Genomic DNA, 18,091 nt, shown 5'->3' with positions numbered 1-18,091 from the left:
TGCCGACAATTATTCTTGCCCACTGGTGGCCCCGCTATTTTGTGCTATGTTTAGATAAGAATGCGGTTTGCATTTAACTTTTAACGCATAAATATTGCATAACTATTCTGTCAAAGGTAGTATCTGCGGCTTCAATAGCTATCAGACTGCCAGTATCGAGTGTCAATGAGTATTCAATTAAACGGCATTAACTGCTTCTACGGCGCACATCAGGCGCTGTTCGATATCACGCTGGATTGCCCTCAGGGTGAAACACTGGTGTTACTTGGCCCAAGTGGAGCCGGGAAAAGCTCGCTGCTGCGCGTACTCAACCTGCTTGAGATGCCGCGCTCGGGCACGCTCTCTATTGCGGGTAACCGTTTCGACTTCACGAAGACCCCGTCAGACAAAGCCATTCGGGAGCTGCGTCAGAACGTGGGCATGGTCTTCCAGCAATACAACCTTTGGCCGCATCTCACGGTTGTGCAGAATCTGATTGAAGCGCCCTGCCGCGTACTGGGTCTGACAAAAGATCAAGCGCTGGCGCGTGCCGAAAAATTGCTGGAACGTCTGCGCCTGAAGCCGTACAGCGATCGCTACCCACTGCATCTCTCCGGCGGCCAGCAACAGCGTGTGGCCATTGCCCGCGCGTTGATGATGGAGCCGCAGGTGCTGCTGTTTGATGAACCTACCGCAGCGCTTGATCCGGAAATTACTGCCCAAATCGTCAGCATTATTCGTGAACTGGCGGAAACCAACATTACTCAGGTGATCGTCACCCACGAAGTGGAAGTTGCACGTAAAACGGCCAGCCGTGTGGTGTATATGGAAAACGGTCATATCGTCGAGTTTGGGGATGCGAGCTGCTTTGCCAACCCGCAAACCGAAGCGTTTAAAAACTATCTCTCTCACTAAGATTCGGGACAATACAATGAAAAAAGTTCTGATTGCCGCGCTAATCGCAGGTTTTAGCCTTTCCGCTACCGCAGCCCAAACCATTCGTTTCGCCACCGAAGCGTCTTATCCTCCGTTTGAATCTATTGATGCGAATAACAAAATCGTAGGGTTTGACGTTGATCTGGCGAATGCGCTGTGTAAAGAGATTGACGCGACCTGTACCTTCACCAATCAGGCCTTCGACAGCCTGATCCCGAGCCTGAAATTCCGTCGTTTTGACGCGGTGATGGCCGGTATGGACATCACGCCAGAGCGTGAAAAACAGGTTCTGTTCACCACCCCGTATTACGACAACTCTGCCCTGTTTGTTGGCCAACAGGGTAAATACACCAGCATTGACCAGTTGAAAGGCAAAAAAGTCGGTGTACAAAACGGTACTACGCACCAGAAATTCATCATGGATAAACATCCGGAAGTGACCACCGTACCGTATGACAGCTACCAGAATGCCAAACTCGATCTGCAAAATGGTCGTATTGACGGCGTATTTGGTGATACCGCAGTGGTGACCGAATGGCTGAAAGACAATCCAAAGCTGGCCGCAGTTGGCGACAAAGTGACGGATAAAGATTACTTCGGTACGGGTCTGGGCATCGCTGTGCGCCAGGGCAATACCGAGCTGCAGCAGAAATTTAACGCTGCGCTGGAAAAAGTGAAGAAAGATGGGACTTACGAGACCATCTACAACAAATGGTTCCAGAAGTAATACTTGATGAATGAATTTTTTCCTTTAGCAAGCGCCGCCGGGATGACCGTCGGCCTTGCCGTTTGTGCGCTGATTATTGGCCTCGCGCTCGCCATGTTTTTTGCCGTCTGGGAGTCAGTAAAATGGCGTCCGGTAGCATGGACGGGCTCAGCTCTGGTCACCATCCTGCGTGGTCTGCCGGAAATTCTGGTGGTTCTGTTCATCTATTTCGGCTCTTCACAACTGCTGCTGACGCTGGCCGATGGCTTTACGATCAATCTCGGGTTTGTACAAATCCCGGTTCAGATGCAGATCGAAAACTTCGACGTCAGCCCGTTCCTGTGCGGTGTTATTGCGCTGTCATTGCTGTATGCGGCTTACGCGTCGCAAACGCTGCGTGGCGCGCTGAAGGCCGTACCACTCGGACAATGGGAATCAGGTCAGGCGTTGGGTTTGTCTAAAGCCGCGATCTTCTTTCGCCTGGTGATGCCGCAGATGTGGCGTCACGCTCTGCCGGGACTGGGTAACCAGTGGCTGGTGTTGCTGAAAGATACCGCGCTGGTCAGCCTTATCAGCGTGAACGATCTGATGCTGCAAACCAAGAGCATTGCCACCCGTACCCAGGAGCCGTTTACCTGGTACATTGTGGCGGCGGCTATTTACCTGGTGATTACGCTGGTGAGTCAGTACATTCTCAAACGCATTGACCTGCGCGCGACACGATTTGAGCGGAGACCAGGCTGATGCTTGAGTATTTACCTGAATTGTTAAAAGGGCTGCATACCAGCCTGACGCTGACGGTCGCCTCCATCGTGGTTGCTCTGGTGCTGGCGCTGGTTTTCACCGTCATCCTGACGCTAAAAACGCCGATTGTGGTCTGGTTGGTTCGCGCCTATATCACGTTGTTTACCGGTACTCCGCTGCTGGTGCAAATCTTCCTGATCTACTACGGGCCAGGGCAGTTCCCGACGCTACAGGAGTATCCGGTACTGTGGCACCTGCTCTCTGAACCGTGGCTGTGCGCCTTAATTGCGCTATCGTTAAACAGTGCGGCTTATACCACTCAACTGTTCTACGGTGCTATCCGCGCAATCCCGGAAGGCCAGTGGCAGTCCTGTGGAGCGTTGGGGATGAGTAAGAAGGATACGCTGGCGATTCTGTTGCCGTACGCCTTTAAACGCGCCCTCTCCTCGTATTCCAACGAAGTGGTGCTGGTGTTTAAAAGTACCTCACTGGCATACACCATCACGCTGATGGAAGTCATGGGCTATAGTCAGCTGCTGTATGGTCGCACTTATGACGTCATGGTTTTCGGCGCGGCGGGTGTGATTTACCTAATCGTCAACGGTTTGCTGACGCTGATGATGCGCTTGATCGAACGTAAAGCACTGGCGTTTGAACACCGGAATTAAATCGGTTTTTATGTCTGATGGCGCTACGCTTATCAGGCTACGATTCATCTTCCGTTGTACACTCTCCGGTGAATATGCATAAAGCCAAAATAAAAAAGACGGACAACAACCTAAATTGTCCGTCTTTTTTTATATCCTTAAAAATAACTAATCATTTTTATTGCATATAAATTCATTAAATGGCATTGTTAATTCACGCCGCAGACACGGTAAATAATCATAAGATTGACAGACGGGAGTTCCACCATGAAAAAGTTAGTACTGGCCGCATTACTTGCTACTTTCGCCGCAGGCGCCTCAGCTGCTGATAAAATTAGTTTCGGTGTATCAGCGACTTATCCGCCATTTGAGTCACTGGATGCAAGCAATAAAATTGTCGGTTTTGACATCGACCTGGCAACGGCACTGTGCAAACAAATGCAGGCTGACTGTACTTTCACCAATCATGCTTTTGATAGCTTGATTCCCGCGCTGAAATTCAAAAAATATGATGCGGTGATTTCCGGAATGGACATCACGCCTGAGCGTAGCAAGCAGGTGGCATTTACTCAGCCTTACTATGCAAACTCCGCGCTGGTGATTGCGAAAAAAGACACCTATAAAACCTTTGCCGACCTGAAAGGGAAACGCATTGGCATGGAAAACGGTACCACGCACCAGAAATACCTGCAGGACAAACACCCTGAAGTGAAAACTGTGGCCTACGACAGCTATCAGAATGCGATTATCGACCTGAAAAATGGTCGTATTGATGGCGTATTTGGCGATACCGCCGTGGTTAACGAGTGGCTGAAAACCAACCCACAGTTAGGTGTAGCCACTGACAAAGTGACCGACCCACAATACTTCGGTACTGGTCTTGGCATTGCGGTTCGCCCGGATAACAAAACCCTGCTGGAAAAACTGAATAGCGCACTGGCCGCAATCAAAGCTGACGGCACGTACCAAAAAATCAGCGATCAGTGGTTCCCACAGTAACGTCCGCCCAATCTGAAAAGCCGCATTCTGCGTAATGCGGTTCAGTTAACGCCTCAGTTTCAGAAAGCATCACCTGTGTTGGCAGAAGTTATGAATATGCTATCTCACGGTAAGGGTTCCGTTCACCTTATGTGCATCGTTTCTCTGAAACACCGATTCCTGTGAACGTGTAAAGGGCGTTCTCCGCCACGCCCTTTACAATCCCGGCTCCCGGCGGGAAAATTGCCACTTCGTGGTCCCCTCCGTTTATTCCTCCAGGCTACCGGGCCGGACGCGAGGCAGCTTCCCTGCAAAACGCGCCCTGAACCCGCATCCCTGCGGGTTCTCCCGGCCTTACGGAAACACGTCGGCAATTTTCAGCCGGACCAGCCCACACCTGACCCCCTGCGTTTTTTATCTGAACAGCAAAACAGAGTTAACTGGAAGTCAGCGCGTTGCAGCGATGACCCCGGTCCGGCTGAAAATCGATGAGGCGTTGACGGCTGACCGGGTCTGCCCGCAGGGATGCGGGCAGAGGGGACGGCCTGCAGGGACGCAGGCCCGGCCCCGACCCGACAGGCAGACGGCATAAGACGAATGAATCGCGTAGCGACGATTTTCCCGCCGGGAGCCTGGGTTGCAAGGGAGGCGGCGGTGAGCCTCCCTTGCACGTTCACGGGTATCTGCGCTTCAGAGAATTGCTACCGCCGAGGTGAACGGAACCCTGAGCAAGAATCACATGTTCCCCATAATGCTTAACTGAACAGTATTGCGCATCCTGCGGCTTTTTTTATCTCTTCGCCTTCGCTTTCAGTCAGTTCTTACGCCATAAACCCATTCCTGGCGTACACTTGTTAAAACGAAAAAAAGTGAGGCAAACGGATGATAGCGTTCCCTGCCAGTTTACTGATCCTCAATGGAAAAAGTGCTGATAATCTCCCCCTGCGTGATGTCATTGCAGAGCTACGCGATGAAGGCGTGGAAATCCATGTTCGCGTTACCTGGGAAAAAGGCGACGCCCAACGCTACGTTGATGAAGCTCGCCAGTTAGGCGTTGCAACGGTGATTGCCGGCGGCGGCGACGGCACAATTAACGAAGTCTCGACGGCGCTGATCCAGTCGCAGGGCGGCAATATCCCGGCGCTCGGTATTTTACCGTTGGGAACGGCGAATGATTTTGCAACCAGCGTAGGCATACCCGACGCCCTTGATAAGGCGTTAAAACTGGCTATCGCCGGAAATGCGACTGATATCGATATGGTTCAGGTCAATGATAAAACCTGTTTTATCAATATGGCGACCGGCGGCTTCGGCACACGCATCACCACCGAGACGCCAGAAAAACTCAAGGCCGCATTAGGTGGCGTATCGTACTTTATTCACGGATTAATGCGCATGGATACGCTCAAACCCGACATCTGCGACATTCGTGGGGAAGATTTTCACTGGCAGGGTAAGGCGCTGGTCATTGGTATCGGTAATGGCCGTCAGGCCGGTGGTGGGCAACAGCTTTGCCCAACGGCGCTGATCAACGATGGTCTGCTGCAACTGCGTATTTTTACCGGCGAAGAGCTGCTGCCAGGGCTGCTTTCGGCGCTCACGCAATCCGAAGACAACCCTAACATCATCGAAGGCGCATCATCGTGGTTTGATATCCGCGCCCCGCACGAGATTACGTTTAATCTCGATGGCGAACCGCTTAGCGGACAAGAATTTCATATTGAAATCCTGCCCGCAGCGCTACGTTGCAGACTGCCGCCGGGTTGTCCGCTACTGCGTTAACACGACGACACCCCAACTGGAATCAGGCAATGGTGACTTTGCTGTCCAGATAAACATCCTGCACGGCGTTAATCAGCTTAACGCCGTCAGCCATGGTTTTCTTGAATGCTTTTCGTCCAAGAATCAGCCCCATGCCGCCAGCACGTTTGTTAATCACTGCTGTACGTACCGCATCGCTCAGATCGGTTTCGCCGCCAGCCGCACCGCCGGAGTTAATTAATCCAGCGCGCCCCATATAGCAGTTCGCCAGTTGATAACGCACCAGATCGATTGGGTTGTCGCTGGTCAGCTTGCTGTAAACGCGATCGTCGGTGTAGCCAAAGTTGACTGCTTTATACCCGCCGTTATTTTCCGCCATTTTCTGCTTAACGATATCCGCCCCGATAGTGGCTGCCAGATGGTTAGCCTGCCCGGTGAGATCGGCGGAAACATGGTAATCCACGCCATCTTTTTTAAACGCGGAGTTACGCAGATACGCCCACAGCACGGTGACCATGCCCAGTTCATGAGCACGCTCGAACGCCGCAGAAATCTCTTCAATCTGGCGACGGGACTCCTCTGAACCGAAATAGATTGTTGCCCCTACCGCAACCGCGCCCATATTGAATGCCTGTTCTACGCTGGCATACAGCGTCTGGTCAAACGTATTGGGGTAGCTCAGCGTTTCGTTGTGGTTAATTTTTACAAGAAACGGAATGCGGTGCGCGTAGCGACGGGAGACGGAAGCCAGCACTCCATAGGTCGATGCCACGCAGTTACACCCTGCTTCGATAGCCAGTTCCACAATATTCTTCGGATCAAAGTACAGCGGGTTAGCCGCGAACGATGCCCCCGCGGAGTGTTCCACGCCCTGATCCACCGGTAGAATCGACAGATAACCTGTCCCGGCCAGTCGGCCCGTGTTATACAGCGTTTGCATATTACGCAGCACCGCTGGCGGACGGTTGTTATCCACCATCACGCGATCGACGTAATCATGTCCAGGCAGGTAAAGTTGGTCAGAAGGAATGGTCATACAACGATGCTGTAAAAGGTTGTCGGCATCTTTGCCAAGCAACTGCGCAATATCAGTCATAGCTATGCTCCCGTAAGTTCCGATTTGAAACCGGAATGTGGATTGTCCTGACCCGCTTTGTTGCGGGCAGCAATAAGCCTGGTACCGACTGCGTTTTTTTTCCATCTTTAGCGCACTTTTCAGCAACTTCTGCTGGCTCGATTCAGGAAGAAATAATGTTAAGGCGGTCAAATTTAGACCTCAAAGGTATTTTAAAGGTATTATCGAATGGTACTATCAGTGCGTACCTTACCTGTCATGAAGGATTTAAAGATGAAAACTACAGTTAAGCTGTCGTTCATGATGTTTATAGAGTGGTTTATCTGGGGCGCCTGGTTTGTACCGCTGTGGCTGTGGCTGAGTAAAAGTGGCTTTAGCGCCGGGGAGATCGGCTGGTCCTACGCCTGTACCGCAATTGCCGCGATCCTGTCGCCCATCCTGGTCGGTTCTGTCACTGACCGTTTTTTCTCCGCGCAAAAAGTGCTGGCGGTGCTGATGTTCGTCGGCGCTATTTTGATGTACTTCGCCGCCCAGCAAACCACCTTCAGCGGATTTTTCCCGCTGTTACTGGCCTATTCGTTGACCTATATGCCGACGATTGCGCTGACCAACAGTATCGCTTTTGCCAACGTCAGTGATGTTGAGCGTGATTTCCCGCGCATCCGTGTGATGGGGACCATTGGCTGGATCGCCTCTGGTTTGGCCTGCGGTTTCTTACCGCAAATGCTTGGCTATAGTGACATCTCCCCTACCAATATTCCTCTGCTTATCACTGCCGGAAGCTCCGCTCTGTTAGGCGTCTTTGCGTTCTTTTTACCGGATACGCCGCCGAAAAGTACCGGCAAAATGGATTTCAAGGTCATGCTGGGTCTGGATGCGCTGATCCTGCTGCGGGATAAGAACTTCCTCGTCTTTTTCTTTTGCTCTTTTCTGTTCGCGATGCCGCTGGCGTTCTATTACATCTTCGCCAACGGTTATCTGACAGAAGTCGGGATGAAAAACGCCACCGGCTGGATGACGCTGGGCCAGTTCTCTGAAATCTTCTTTATGCTGGCGCTACCTTTTTTCACCAAACGCTTTGGCATTAAAAAGGTATTGCTGCTTGGTCTTATTACTGCGGCTATCCGCTACGGATTTTTCGTTTATGGCGGCGCGGAAGAATATTTCACTTACGCTCTGCTGTTTCTCGGCATTCTGCTGCACGGCGTCAGTTACGACTTCTACTACGTCACAGCCTACATTTATGTCGATAAAAAAGCGCCCGTACATATGCGCACCGCGGCGCAAGGGCTTATCACCCTCTGCTGTCAGGGATTCGGTAGCCTGCTCGGTTATCGTCTAGGCGGCGTGATGATGGAAAAAATGTTTGCTTATCAGGAACCGGTGAATGGTCTTACCTTTAACTGGGCTGGCATGTGGGGATTTGGCGCGGTCATGATCGCCGTCATTGCCGTAATGTTTATGATTTTCTTTCGCGAGTCAGATAAAGAAATCACCGCCATTAAGGTGGACGATCGCGATGTAGCGTTGAAACAAGGGGAAGTAAAATGAAAGCAGAACGTATTCTCGGTGCTCTTTATGGGCAGGCGTTAGGGGATGCGATGGGTATGCCGTCGGAACTGTGGCCAAGAACCCGGGTTAAAGCCCATTTCGGTTGGATCGACCGTTTTTTGCCCGGCCCTGCGGAGAATAATGCCGCCTGCTATTTTAACCAGGCGGAGTTCACTGATGACACCTCCATGGCGCTGTGTCTGGCTGATGCCCTGCTTGAGTGCGACGGAGAGATTGTACCCGACGTTATTGGCCGCAATATTCTGGCCTGGGCCGAACGTTTTGATGCTTTTAATAAAAACGTGCTCGGCCCGACCTCAAAAATTGCCCTAAAAGCCATTCGCGACGGCAAACCTGTCGCCGAACTGGAAAATAACGGCGTTACCAACGGAGCGGCAATGCGCGTTTCACCGCTGGGATGTCTGCTCCCCGCGCGCGATCTCGATGCCTTTATCGATGATGTGGCATTAGCCTCCAGCCCGACACATAAATCGGATTTGGCTATCGCTGGCGCAGTGGTGGTCGCGTGGGCGGTATCACGCGCTATCGATGGCGGAAAATGGTCAGAGATTGTCGACGCGCTGCCAGCCATTGCCCGGCATGCGCAGCAAAAAAGGATCACTACCTTTAGCGCATCGCTCTCTGCACGCCTTGAACTGGCGCTGAAAATTGTCCGTAACGCTGACGGCATTGAGTCTGCCTGCGAGCAGTTGTATCAGGTTGTAGGGGCCGGAACCAGTACCATTGAATCCGTGCCATGCGCCATCGCTATGGTTGAGCTGGCGCAGACCGATCCTAACCGCTGCGCCATTCTGTGCGCGAACCTCGGGGGCGATACCGACACCATCGGGGCGATGGCAACCGCCATTTGTGGCGCGCTCCACGGCGTAAGTGCGATTAATCCGGCATTGAAACATGAGCTTGATGCGGTAAATCAGCTGGACTTTATCCGCTACGCCAGTGGATTGATGCGACTGCGCGAGCAGCGGGAGGCACTATGAGCACCACGCGTCTGCAACAACTTCTCCCGCAGTTACGCACACAGCGACCCGTTACGGTGGTGGGTGCGGCGGTGATTGATGTCATTGCCGATGCGTATGCCCTTCCCTGGCGCGGATGTGACATTGAACTCAAACAGCAAGGGGTGAACGTTGGCGGCTGCGCGCTCAATATCGCCGTAGCACTCAAGCGGTTAGGTATCGACGCCAGTAATGCTTTACCGCTGGGTCAGGGGGTGTGGGCCGATATTATCCGCAACCGGATGGCAAAAGAGGGACTGCACAGCCTGATCGATAACGCCGCAGGCGATAACGGCTGGTGTCTGGCTCTGGTCGAGCCGGATGGAGAACGTACCTTTATGTCCTTTAGTGGCGTCGAAAATCAGTGGAACGCTGACTGGCTGGCACAGTTGGAGATCCCACGTCACAGCCTGGTTTATCTCTCGGGCTATCAGTTAGCCTCTCCGTGTGGTGAGTTGCTGGTGCATTGGCTGGAAGAGCTGGAGGAAGTGACGCCGTTTATCGATTTTGGCCCACGCATCGGCGACATTCCCGAGCCCTTACTGGCAAGAATTATGGCCTGCCGTCCACTGGTATCGCTCAATCGGCAGGAGGCGGAAATTGCCGCCGAGCGGTTTGCATTAAGCCAGGATATAGAAGGTTTTGGCGCACAATGGGTGCAACGTTTTGCCACACCGGTGGTGGTACGCCACGATAAAGACGGTGCGTGGTATTTCAGCACCCAAACTTCCGGTTGCGTACCGGCATTTGCGACAGTGGTCGTTGATACCATTGGCGCTGGTGACAGCCACGCTGGCGGCATGCTGGCCGGACTGGCGTCTGGCTGGTCGCTGGCTGACGCGGTACTGCTTGGAAACGCCGTGGCGTCCTGGGTAGTTGGGCATCGCGGCGGCGATTGCGCCCCTACGCGCGAGGCGTTACTCCTCGCACACAAACACGTATAGATCGCTTCGACAATAGCTGATGCTGTATTCAATGGGCCGTTGCTGCTGGTCAAGCGCTACCTGCTTGATCACCAGCACCGGCACTTTGCTGTCCATTTGAATGTGCGCCTGGAACTCTGCGTCAGGCATTCGGGCACTGACACGTGAGCGAGTGCGCTGCGGGAAAATATGCTGGCTGCGAAAATAGTCATACAGTGAAACGCCGATGGCATCCACGTCATGAATTAGATGGGCAGGAACCCATGACTCTTCAATAGAAACCGCATCTTCATCTACGTAGCGAATGCGCTTGAGCAAGAAGACGTCACTCCCCGTGGCAACAGCCAGCTGCTGCGCTACCTCTTCCGGGCAAGGCACAATCCGCTTGTTAACCCACAGCGTATCTGGTTTTTTACCGCGCAACACCACCTGCTGTGAAAAACCACGCGCTTCTTTTAGCGAATACTCGAAGATGTTGTTGATCTGCGTCCCGTAACCGCGGGCGCGCGTCACGACACCTTCTTCTTCCAGGGCCTGCATCGCCTTACGAACCGTAATTCGCGAAACGCCGGTCAACTGGCTGAGATCGCGCTCGCCGGGCAGGATGTTTCCATGCTCCAGAATCCCGCTGCGCACAGCGTTTTTCACCGTTTGCGCAAATTTCATATACAGCGGCGTGTTATCTGCCGCGGAAATACGTTCATTCAGTTGCGCGATAAGCTGGGTATGCGCTTGTTCCATTTATCTTTTTCCTGCAGCCGTTTCTGCAGCCAGTATACTCATTACCACCACGCGTGGAAATGATGCACCGGACCAATTCCCTCACCGACTTCCAGGGTGTCGGCCTGCGCCAATGCCGCTGAAAGCCACAACTTAGCTTCCTGCACTGTCTGTGCCCAGTTGTCATGGCGCGGACGCAGCGCCGCCAGTGCCGCCGATAGCGTACAGCCAGTACCGTGGGTATTTTTGGTCATCACCCTTGGCGCGGTAAAACGCTGCTCGCCATCACGGGTAAAGAGCCAGTCGGGGCTTTGCGCATCCTCCAGATGACCGCCTTTCATCAACACCGCCTCGCAACCCAGCGCCCGCAGCGCCCTTCCCTGCTCTAACATCTCCTGCTCAGTCTGCGCATGGGGAGCCCCGAGCAGCGCCGCAGCTTCGGGTAAATTTGGGGTGATAATCGAAACCTGCGGCAGCAAATGGGTACGCAGCGTTTCAACCGCCGAAGGAGACAGCAACGGATCGCCGCTTTTCGCCAGCATCACGGTATCCAGCACGACATTTTGCACCCGATGGCGACGCAAACGTTCGGCGACCGCTTCAACAATATCCGTTTCCGCCAGCATACCGATTTTAGTGGTGTCGATACGCACATCACTAAATACGGAATCCAACTGTGCGGCGACAAAGTCAGGTTCAATGCGATACACCGACTGCACCCCGAGCGTATTTTGCGCCACCAACGCCGTGATAACCGAGCAGCCGTAAGCGCCAAGCGCCGAGAACGTTTTTAAATCGGCCTGAATACCCGCACCACCGCTTGGATCGGTTCCGGCAATCGTTAATGCGTTAATCCGTTTCATAGTTGCTCCTGCGCGTTCAGGTTATAGAGGGCGTCAATAAATGCCGGGACAAAACTGCCCGGTCCGGTTGATTGCTGAGTGGCTATTTGTCCGGCCTGTTTCATCCAGCTACAGGCGGAGGCGACGTTATCAAGCCGGTCACCGTGCAGGGCGCAACTGGCCGCAACGACCGCCGACAGCGCGCATCCGGTGCCCACCACGCGCGTCATCAACGGATCACCGCCGTTCACGCAGACGGTACGCTGACCATCGGTGACATAGTCAATTTCGCCGGTAACCACGACAATGGTCCCAACCTGACGAGCCAGTGCCTGCGCTGCGGGAAGCGCTGCGGCTGCCGTATCGGTCGTATCCACGCCGCGTCCCCCGCCGTTCATACCCGCCAGTGCTAGTATTTCCGAAGCGTTGCCGCGGATAGCTGCAGGCTGTAGCGCCAACAAATCCAGACAGAAGCGACGACGAAACTCCAGCGCCCCCACGGCAACGGGATCGAGCGTCCACGGAGTTTTAGCAAGTTGTGCCCGCTCAACTGCGGCGCGCATCGCCGTAGCCCGTTCCCGGGTTAAGGTGCCGACGTTAACCAGTAATGCACTGGCAATAGCCGCGAACTGACTGGCTTCCTCAGGCTCGATTACCATTGCAGGTGATGCGCCCAGCGCCAGCAACGTATTGGCCGTAAAGCTTTGCACGACCTCGTTGGTCATGCAGTGTGTGAGAGGGGAAAGCGTTCTAAATTGGTGTAAGGTGTGAGCCGCGAGTGTGCGGCTGTGCAGGTCAGGCTGCATGGTTCAGCTCCTGCCCGCGCGAAGAAGGGACACGAGCAGTGTCAGACTTCCCTACGCTGGCATTATCCAGATCAGGTTGTACACCATGTGATAAACCGCATCTGTTACGGGATACACAGGCACTTGTAAACTTTTAAAAACATATTTACGCGGATTTATCTGGGTGCTTAAATGGGTACATTGTCAAAAATTGGGTAATTGAAATGAAAGCACCGAAGAAAATCACTAAACAATCCCAGGTCGACGCACTAACACTACCCGCCGATAAAAACGTTATGCGGATCGCCGTCATGAACGGCGGGTTAACGGGTCTGTCGCTGGTTTTACGTCGTACGTCTTCCGGCGGCGTCACTGCCAGCTATATCACCCGCCGAGACGGTAAGGATATATCCATTGGCTCTCGCACGTCCTGGACGCTTGCAGCGGCACAGGAGCGCCATCGGGAGATCATGACCAACATGGCGCGTGGAATTGACGCAAGGACGGAAGCGATCTCCGTACCGCACGACCTAAACGCCCTGTTCCGCGCTTATATTAATAATCCTGCTTTTGCGCCTGCTGATTCAACAGTTAAAACCTACGTTTGTACCTGGCAAAAGTATTGTAACCGCTTGTCGGCTTATGGCGAAACCACGATCGAAAACTTCACGCGCGCCAGTGCTCACAGTCTGATCCGTACCGTCGCCGAAAAGCACAGCGTAAACAGCGCTAAAAAACTGCGTGACATTCTGTTAGCACTGCGTCACTACCTGGAAAGCCAGTTCGATATAGAAGCGTTTGAAACGCTTATGACGCTGCAAAAACTGTTAGGCAAAAACAATACCGAGCTTGAACGGTCGCGACAGCCACGCACGAACTATCTGGAAAAAGACCAGCTTCGCGCGTTATGGAAGTATTTGTGCGAAGACGAAACCAGACCTGCGCATCTGGCTGCACGTATGCTTATCTGCGCACCATTGCGTAAAGGTGAAGTTGTCGGCGGGCAATGGGAGGAAGTCGACGAGGATGCGGGCTTATGGCGGATCCCTGGTTCACGTACTAAAACAGGTTTTCCGCTCAACGTGCCGATCAGTCCAGCAATGGAAGAGATATTCGAAGCGGCACGCAGATGCGTTGACGGTGGTTTTATTTTCGGAATCAGTTCGTCGGCGATTAATCACCGCTTGCCGGAAATGCGTGTGGCCTGCGGTAACGCCGAAATGACGGTACATGATTTGCGTCGCACTGCTTCGCAATTGTCGGCTAGCGATGAACTGAACGAACCAGGGAGCGGGTTAACGTTTATTGAGGCGGATCTAATTTTAAACCACGTCAAAGGTGCAAAGAGCCAAGCGAGCGCCATCGCGACCACATATCAACCTGAAACACTACAAAAAATGGTTACTGATGCGATCGCTAAGTACCAGAATTGGTTAGAGAAAGAGATAACAAGCATCCCGTAACACATTGATTTAAATGAAAAAGTTATTGCCTTAGTGAAATGCGATGGCCATACTAAAAACACGTAAATATGCTTATTGAGGTAACTGCTGTGTTTTTAAATAAAACTGAAGTCGCACATCGTATAGGGGTAGGTAGGACCAACGTCGATTACATCATCAAGACTGATCCGACATTCCCTAAACCTGTTCAACTCACCCCATCACGCCCGCATTGGCTGGATGTCGCAATCGATGCCTGGGCGCTAGCGCGCAGTGAGATGGTGAACCAAAAACAGGAAAGAGGCCGCGCAGCATGAGTCAAAAGGGAAATAAAAAAGCCCGTCCTGCCAGACGAGCTTTTTTTAATTGGTCTAAAACGCGTAGTTTAACAACAAGAGGCCTGTATGCCGCGTGCTAAACCAGCTTTAAAAAGTGTACCGAATAACGGGACAAATGACAACCGCCTGAAAGAAGAGAGCGATCGCAGCCTGGAAGAAGCAATCTCCGAAGTTGAAGCGCACTGTGCCGCTGTCGTCGCGGGCAAAAAAGTAGCCGGTAACAGCTACCGTTTAGACGTCGCCAACTGGCGATCTGTCGACCTGATGAATCCGCCAGGGCTGGCGGGCGAAATTGTCGACGCTATCGAAGCACGTAACATGCGACCGTTACGATGGGCGGCAATTCCGGCAGCGCTTCAGCTAATGGCTATCGCCGCAGGGATCGGTAAGCGCAAATCGCTTAACGGCGCAAAGATGAACATTATCACGATCACGATCGCCGAATCCGCAGCCGGTAAAGACGCGGCACAAAGTTTTATCGGCGACGTATTGCTACGTATAAGTAAAACGGCGCACCTGTTCAACCGTCCGCGTACTGACAAAGATATGATAATGAACGCCCTAGACGCCGATGGAAAAGCGCTGTACGTCGTTGACGAAGCCCACGACCTGATCGGCAGCATTAACGATAAAGGTTCTTCTCAGTACACTAAATCTATTGGCCCGCTTATCCTGGCAATGGCTACGGCGAAACTGTACACGCTGTCGGGTACGCATAAACGTGAAGTGAACGCACTGATCAACACGGCGCGCGAAAAGGCCGTTAAACGTCTTGAGCGCATCGATAAGCAGATCGACGCAGACGAAAGCAATAAAGACCTGCACAAAGCACGCGCGGGCCTGGTGAAACAATTAGCGACGCTGGACGTGCAACAAACTATTGTCGACACCGGCATTAAAGATCCGCTCGTCTGTTTAATGTTAAGCAGCACGCCAGGTAATTTCGAAAAAGTAATCGACTACCGTAACATTGCAAGCGGCCTGATCGGTCGTGGCTTGTTGTTTCACTGCGGCGATGAAGCAGCGCGATCACGTGCAGACGAAATAAACGTCGACAGCACTGTCACAGATGCACTTGCCGATCGTGTTCGTGATTTAACGACGTTTGGCAGGTCGTTAAAAGTGCAACCCAATACGCGCGCTTTTTTAAAAACTATCTTCGAATACCTGGAAGACGATGACCGCCGTAACGCGCCGATCGTTGGTGCGCTGTATCGCCGTGCTTATGAACGCGTAATTTCTATCGCGTCGTTGCTGGCTACCGACGAAGGGGAAGTCACCGACGAACACGTTAAATATGCCTTTGCACTTGTAATGCGCAACATCGAAGACGTCACTAGACTGTCACAGCAGAACGAAATCGAAGACATCCAGACCGCGTTACAGCAACGTGTAATTGACGTAATTAAGCATTCGCCGGTAGGCGTTAAGTTTTCGGCGATAAATAAGCAGATTATGCGCCGTAGTGTTTTTGCAGAAGCGGCAGAACGTTCGCGCATTAACGGCTATAAAGATCCGCTCGCGCTTGCGATCGCTGCACTGGAACGACAACGCGTCATTGAATGCGTGGAGATCAGAAACGGTCTAAATATTCGCTTATTACGACGAGCATAATTTATGTAATAAAGCCCGCTTCGGCGGGTTTTTTTATTGGTTTCGCAAAATCTTGTACCCCGTAGCTGTCCCCTTTGCAGCCCGCTACTGGCGCGGTTCTCAGCGATTACAGGGGACATGGGGTACAAACGCATTGTCCCCCTTACAGCCCGCTATTGGCGCGGCCTGGATGGGTAAAGGGTACAATATTTATATAATTTTATTATTATTTATATAAAAGCCTAAAAACCACTGTGTTTTAATTCAGTGGTTTTAATGGGTTCAAAAATATTATTATCCTTTTAGAATCGTTTTTTGTCCCCTTTACCCTTCAAACCCTTGTCACGTCTAGCTTTGAAGGGGTACAGCTTATTGTCCCCCTTTGTACCCTCATTACTTGAAACCCTGTAACCACGCGGGTTTAAGAGGGGACAACATTTTAAACCATCTTTGTACCCCGTTGCATACCCCATAAGCGGTTGTCACTTACCATATACATCACTACGACACCGACGAATCCGCGTCGACCTGTTCCGCGTTTTCGAACAGGTCAAACAGGTCGTTAACAGGTCAATACAAATTTCAGGCATCCGCGATACCCATCGTACGCTTGACGGCGTAAACCACCGCAAAAAAGGAATCACACCGATGCCACGCGCGCCTAAACAACCTGTTAAACAGTCAACCGCTAAAGGTCGGGCTAAAACTCAATTCAAGAAAGGACAAAGCGGGAACCCCGCAGGCAGACCAGCGGGACGCATGAACTTTGACCGCATGATCCGGCTATGGGTCGCCGATCACAACGCAGAACACCCCGATGCGCCGCTGGACGCGTCCGGCCTGCTAAAAAATATCGGCAAACGTGCAGCCAGCGCGAAGGCTGAAACCGTATTTAAATCGTTGCTGGCGCATATGCCGAAGCCATCGATCGACCCCATCAACATGGACGACATCGACTTAAGCGATCTGGACAGTCTGACGGAGCGCCTTGTCGGGCAGTTATTCGGCGGCGCTAACCCGGACAGCATTAAATTCGCGCTTGATTGCGTGCAGCGCCTTTCCGACATTCGCGCCGCTGAAGCGGAACGACGCGCGCTGGAGGCGCTAAGCAAATGAGAACAGGAACAACCGCAGCACGTCTTAAAAACATACGCCAGCGCCTGGCAGCGGCGAACGCAGAGCGGGATCTTGTCGTTGGTAAGCCGACCTGGAATACGCACCCGCAATTTGTCGAAGCGGTGCGAGAATTTAAAATTCATATCGGCGATCCACTTGACGTGTTAGGCCCCGATTGGGAAGCGTTCTTCCTGCCGTGGGAAGTCATGATGGCTGGCTACCCGGATCGCGACCTGCAACGCGAATTTACGCAGCACCGCCAGGCAGACGCGAAGGAGTTAAACCCGCCATCATGGTCATTCGGCGAAATGGTCGTCCGCCAACACAAGGAGGACACCAGCGCATGATCATAAACACCAACCAACCACGACAAACACGCATCGGCATGACCAGGCAAGAACGCGAAGAACGCGCTGCGGCTGCGGCACGTCATCGGCAATTAGACGAACTGCGCGCCCGCGTACGGGCTTCAATGGCGGGCGGCGATGAAACACCGGCAGATCCTGACACGTACCGACAGGCGGGCTTACAGGCCGCTAAAACGTGGGACACTGTCGAACGGCGCGCACCGACAGGCAACCGGCAGATAGTCAAAGGCCGCATCGAGTCGGGTAACGGCGGAAATAAACGCGCAGGAAGCGATGTAACGCCGTTGCGCGGCTTACCGGTACAACCACGCAAAGAGGCAGGCGTGCGCAGCGTGGCGGACGTCCTGCGCACGATTACGACCATTGAACGCACAGGCACGCGCCTTACGGTTATTTATAACGACGGCGAACGCGAAACGCTGGACGATGCACGCACATTCCTGATCGAAATTATTTCTAAAGAATTGCGTCACATCGTTTTACCGCATGAACTCAACGCCGCCGCCGCACACAACGCAATAAGCGGTTGTCAGCTAGCAAGTTACGGGACTAAGTTACTGATTTAGAT

The 18,091-nt window shown here is 52.7% G+C and carries 18 protein-coding genes; 14 read left to right on the top strand and 4 right to left on the bottom strand.

The genetic code is table 11. From position 1 onward, the window contains the following. The first annotated feature begins 165 nt into the window (after window positions 1-165). From artP to yegS, 6 genes are all read left to right on the top strand, one after another. Window positions 166-894, top strand: a complete 729-nt coding sequence (gene artP / locus HVZ52_RS08215) for an arginine ABC transporter ATP-binding protein ArtP (RefSeq protein ID WP_016156950.1) — start codon at window positions 166-168, stop codon at window positions 892-894. A gap of 16 nt (window positions 895-910) precedes the next feature. After that, window positions 911-1,642, top strand: coding sequence for an arginine ABC transporter substrate-binding protein ArtI (artI, locus tag HVZ52_RS08210; protein ID WP_003027298.1), 732 nt, complete (start codon window positions 911-913; stop codon window positions 1,640-1,642). A 6-nt stretch (window positions 1,643-1,648) separates the two neighbouring features. Then, on the top strand, window positions 1,649-2,365 hold the full coding sequence (gene artQ, locus HVZ52_RS08205; RefSeq protein WP_016153668.1) for an arginine ABC transporter permease ArtQ: 717 nt from the start codon (window positions 1,649-1,651) through the stop codon (window positions 2,363-2,365). After that, window positions 2,365-3,033, top strand: a complete 669-nt coding sequence (artM, locus tag HVZ52_RS08200) for an arginine ABC transporter permease ArtM (RefSeq protein ID WP_016153669.1) — start codon at window positions 2,365-2,367, stop codon at window positions 3,031-3,033. The genes artQ and artM overlap by 1 nt, the downstream gene beginning before the upstream one ends. Before the next feature lie 246 nt (window positions 3,034-3,279). Further along, window positions 3,280-4,011, top strand: coding sequence for an arginine ABC transporter substrate-binding protein ArtJ (gene artJ, locus HVZ52_RS08195; protein WP_181599105.1), 732 nt, complete (start codon window positions 3,280-3,282; stop codon window positions 4,009-4,011). 861 nt (window positions 4,012-4,872) lie between these two features. Continuing rightward, on the top strand, window positions 4,873-5,772 hold the full coding sequence (gene yegS / locus HVZ52_RS08190; RefSeq protein ID WP_016156953.1) for a lipid kinase YegS: 900 nt from the start codon (window positions 4,873-4,875) through the stop codon (window positions 5,770-5,772). Window positions 5,773-5,794: 22 nt separating this feature from the next. On the opposite strand, the gene fbaB is transcribed toward yegS, so the two are convergent. Continuing rightward, entirely contained in the window at window positions 5,795-6,847 is a 1,053-nt protein-coding gene (fbaB, locus tag HVZ52_RS08185) for a class I fructose-bisphosphate aldolase (protein WP_016153672.1), read from the bottom strand. A gap of 252 nt (window positions 6,848-7,099) precedes the next feature. Here fbaB and HVZ52_RS08180 point away from each other — a divergent pair, with 252 nt between their 5' ends. From HVZ52_RS08180 to HVZ52_RS08170, 3 genes are read left to right on the top strand one after another with little or no spacing between them, the layout of a single operon-like run. Continuing rightward, window positions 7,100-8,377, top strand: coding sequence for a nucleoside permease (locus tag HVZ52_RS08180; RefSeq protein WP_049269027.1), 1,278 nt, complete (start codon window positions 7,100-7,102; stop codon window positions 8,375-8,377). Next, the gene (locus HVZ52_RS08175; RefSeq protein WP_019077202.1) at window positions 8,374-9,378 is read left to right on the top strand and encodes an ADP-ribosylglycohydrolase family protein; all 1,005 of its coding nucleotides are present in this window, start codon (window positions 8,374-8,376) and stop codon (window positions 9,376-9,378) included. The genes HVZ52_RS08180 and HVZ52_RS08175 overlap by 4 nt, the downstream gene beginning before the upstream one ends. Further along, window positions 9,375-10,340, top strand: a complete 966-nt coding sequence (locus HVZ52_RS08170) for a PfkB family carbohydrate kinase (protein WP_181599104.1) — start codon at window positions 9,375-9,377, stop codon at window positions 10,338-10,340. The genes HVZ52_RS08175 and HVZ52_RS08170 overlap by 4 nt, the downstream gene beginning before the upstream one ends. Here HVZ52_RS08170 and HVZ52_RS08165 read toward each other — a convergent pair. The 3 genes from HVZ52_RS08165 to thiM are packed head-to-tail and all read right to left on the bottom strand — an operon-like array spanning window position 10,314 to window position 12,687. Then, complete coding sequence (locus HVZ52_RS08165) at window positions 10,314-11,060, bottom strand: GntR family transcriptional regulator (protein ID WP_016153677.1); 747 nt, start codon at window positions 11,058-11,060, stop codon at window positions 10,314-10,316. The genes HVZ52_RS08170 and HVZ52_RS08165 overlap by 27 nt on opposite strands. A 41-nt stretch (window positions 11,061-11,101) precedes the next feature. Continuing rightward, window positions 11,102-11,902, bottom strand: a complete 801-nt coding sequence (gene thiD, locus HVZ52_RS08160; RefSeq protein WP_181599103.1) for a bifunctional hydroxymethylpyrimidine kinase/phosphomethylpyrimidine kinase — start codon at window positions 11,900-11,902, stop codon at window positions 11,102-11,104. After that, the gene (gene thiM, locus HVZ52_RS08155) at window positions 11,899-12,687 is read right to left on the bottom strand and encodes a hydroxyethylthiazole kinase (RefSeq protein ID WP_103766534.1); all 789 of its coding nucleotides are present in this window, start codon (window positions 12,685-12,687) and stop codon (window positions 11,899-11,901) included. The genes thiD and thiM overlap by 4 nt, the downstream gene beginning before the upstream one ends. A 203-nt stretch (window positions 12,688-12,890) precedes the next feature. On the opposite strand from thiM, the gene HVZ52_RS08150 reads away from it, so the two are divergent. From HVZ52_RS08150 to HVZ52_RS08125, 5 genes are all read left to right on the top strand, one after another. Beyond that, window positions 12,891-14,129 (top strand): integrase family protein, encoded by a 1,239-nt coding sequence (locus HVZ52_RS08150; protein WP_181599102.1) that lies wholly within the window; start codon window positions 12,891-12,893, stop codon window positions 14,127-14,129. A 383-nt stretch (window positions 14,130-14,512) separates the two neighbouring features. Then, window positions 14,513-16,060 (top strand): hypothetical protein, encoded by a 1,548-nt coding sequence (locus HVZ52_RS08140; protein ID WP_181599101.1) that lies wholly within the window; start codon window positions 14,513-14,515, stop codon window positions 16,058-16,060. A 627-nt stretch (window positions 16,061-16,687) separates the two neighbouring features. Continuing rightward, window positions 16,688-17,155 carry a DUF5681 domain-containing protein gene (locus HVZ52_RS08135; protein ID WP_075849084.1) on the top strand — a complete coding sequence of 156 codons (468 nt, stop codon included), beginning with the start codon at window positions 16,688-16,690 and terminating at the stop codon, window positions 17,153-17,155. Next, complete coding sequence (locus tag HVZ52_RS08130; protein ID WP_075849082.1) at window positions 17,152-17,502, top strand: hypothetical protein; 351 nt, start codon at window positions 17,152-17,154, stop codon at window positions 17,500-17,502. Before HVZ52_RS08135 ends, HVZ52_RS08130 begins: the two co-directional genes overlap by 4 nt. Beyond that, the gene (locus tag HVZ52_RS08125) at window positions 17,499-18,089 is read left to right on the top strand and encodes a hypothetical protein (RefSeq protein ID WP_181599100.1); all 591 of its coding nucleotides are present in this window, start codon (window positions 17,499-17,501) and stop codon (window positions 18,087-18,089) included. Before HVZ52_RS08130 ends, HVZ52_RS08125 begins: the two co-directional genes overlap by 4 nt. Window positions 18,090-18,091: the final 2 nt, after the last annotated feature.

This window comes from Citrobacter sp. RHB36-C18 (genome assembly GCF_013814485.1).
Lineage (GTDB): Bacteria > Pseudomonadota > Gammaproteobacteria > Enterobacterales > Enterobacteriaceae > Citrobacter > Citrobacter braakii.
The sequence above is the reverse complement of the archived record's forward strand: the minus strand, read 5'-3'. Positions and strand labels throughout refer to the sequence as shown.

Coding starts and splice junctions, on each gene's coding strand:
- HVZ52_RS08135 (WP_075849084.1), top strand. CDS start 16,688: ATGCCACGCGCGCCTAAACAACCTGTTAAACAGTCAACCGCTAAAGGT.
- artQ (WP_016153668.1), top strand. CDS start 1,649: ATGAATGAATTTTTTCCTTTAGCAAGCGCCGCCGGGATGACCGTCGGC.
- HVZ52_RS08180 (WP_049269027.1), top strand. CDS start 7,100: ATGAAAACTACAGTTAAGCTGTCGTTCATGATGTTTATAGAGTGGTTT.
- yegS (WP_016156953.1), top strand. CDS start 4,873: ATGATAGCGTTCCCTGCCAGTTTACTGATCCTCAATGGAAAAAGTGCT.
- artM (WP_016153669.1), top strand. CDS start 2,365: ATGCTTGAGTATTTACCTGAATTGTTAAAAGGGCTGCATACCAGCCTG.
- HVZ52_RS08175 (WP_019077202.1), top strand. CDS start 8,374: ATGAAAGCAGAACGTATTCTCGGTGCTCTTTATGGGCAGGCGTTAGGG.
- thiM (WP_103766534.1), bottom strand. CDS start 12,687: ATGCAGCCTGACCTGCACAGCCGCACACTCGCGGCTCACACCTTACAC.
- HVZ52_RS08150 (WP_181599102.1), top strand. CDS start 12,891: ATGAAAGCACCGAAGAAAATCACTAAACAATCCCAGGTCGACGCACTA.
- artJ (WP_181599105.1), top strand. CDS start 3,280: ATGAAAAAGTTAGTACTGGCCGCATTACTTGCTACTTTCGCCGCAGGC.
- HVZ52_RS08140 (WP_181599101.1), top strand. CDS start 14,513: ATGCCGCGTGCTAAACCAGCTTTAAAAAGTGTACCGAATAACGGGACA.
- HVZ52_RS08170 (WP_181599104.1), top strand. CDS start 9,375: ATGAGCACCACGCGTCTGCAACAACTTCTCCCGCAGTTACGCACACAG.
- fbaB (WP_016153672.1), bottom strand. CDS start 6,847: ATGACTGATATTGCGCAGTTGCTTGGCAAAGATGCCGACAACCTTTTA.
- artI (WP_003027298.1), top strand. CDS start 911: ATGAAAAAAGTTCTGATTGCCGCGCTAATCGCAGGTTTTAGCCTTTCC.
- artP (WP_016156950.1), top strand. CDS start 166: ATGAGTATTCAATTAAACGGCATTAACTGCTTCTACGGCGCACATCAG.
- thiD (WP_181599103.1), bottom strand. CDS start 11,902: ATGAAACGGATTAACGCATTAACGATTGCCGGAACCGATCCAAGCGGT.
- HVZ52_RS08125 (WP_181599100.1), top strand. CDS start 17,499: ATGATCATAAACACCAACCAACCACGACAAACACGCATCGGCATGACC.
- HVZ52_RS08130 (WP_075849082.1), top strand. CDS start 17,152: ATGAGAACAGGAACAACCGCAGCACGTCTTAAAAACATACGCCAGCGC.
- HVZ52_RS08165 (WP_016153677.1), bottom strand. CDS start 11,060: ATGGAACAAGCGCATACCCAGCTTATCGCGCAACTGAATGAACGTATT.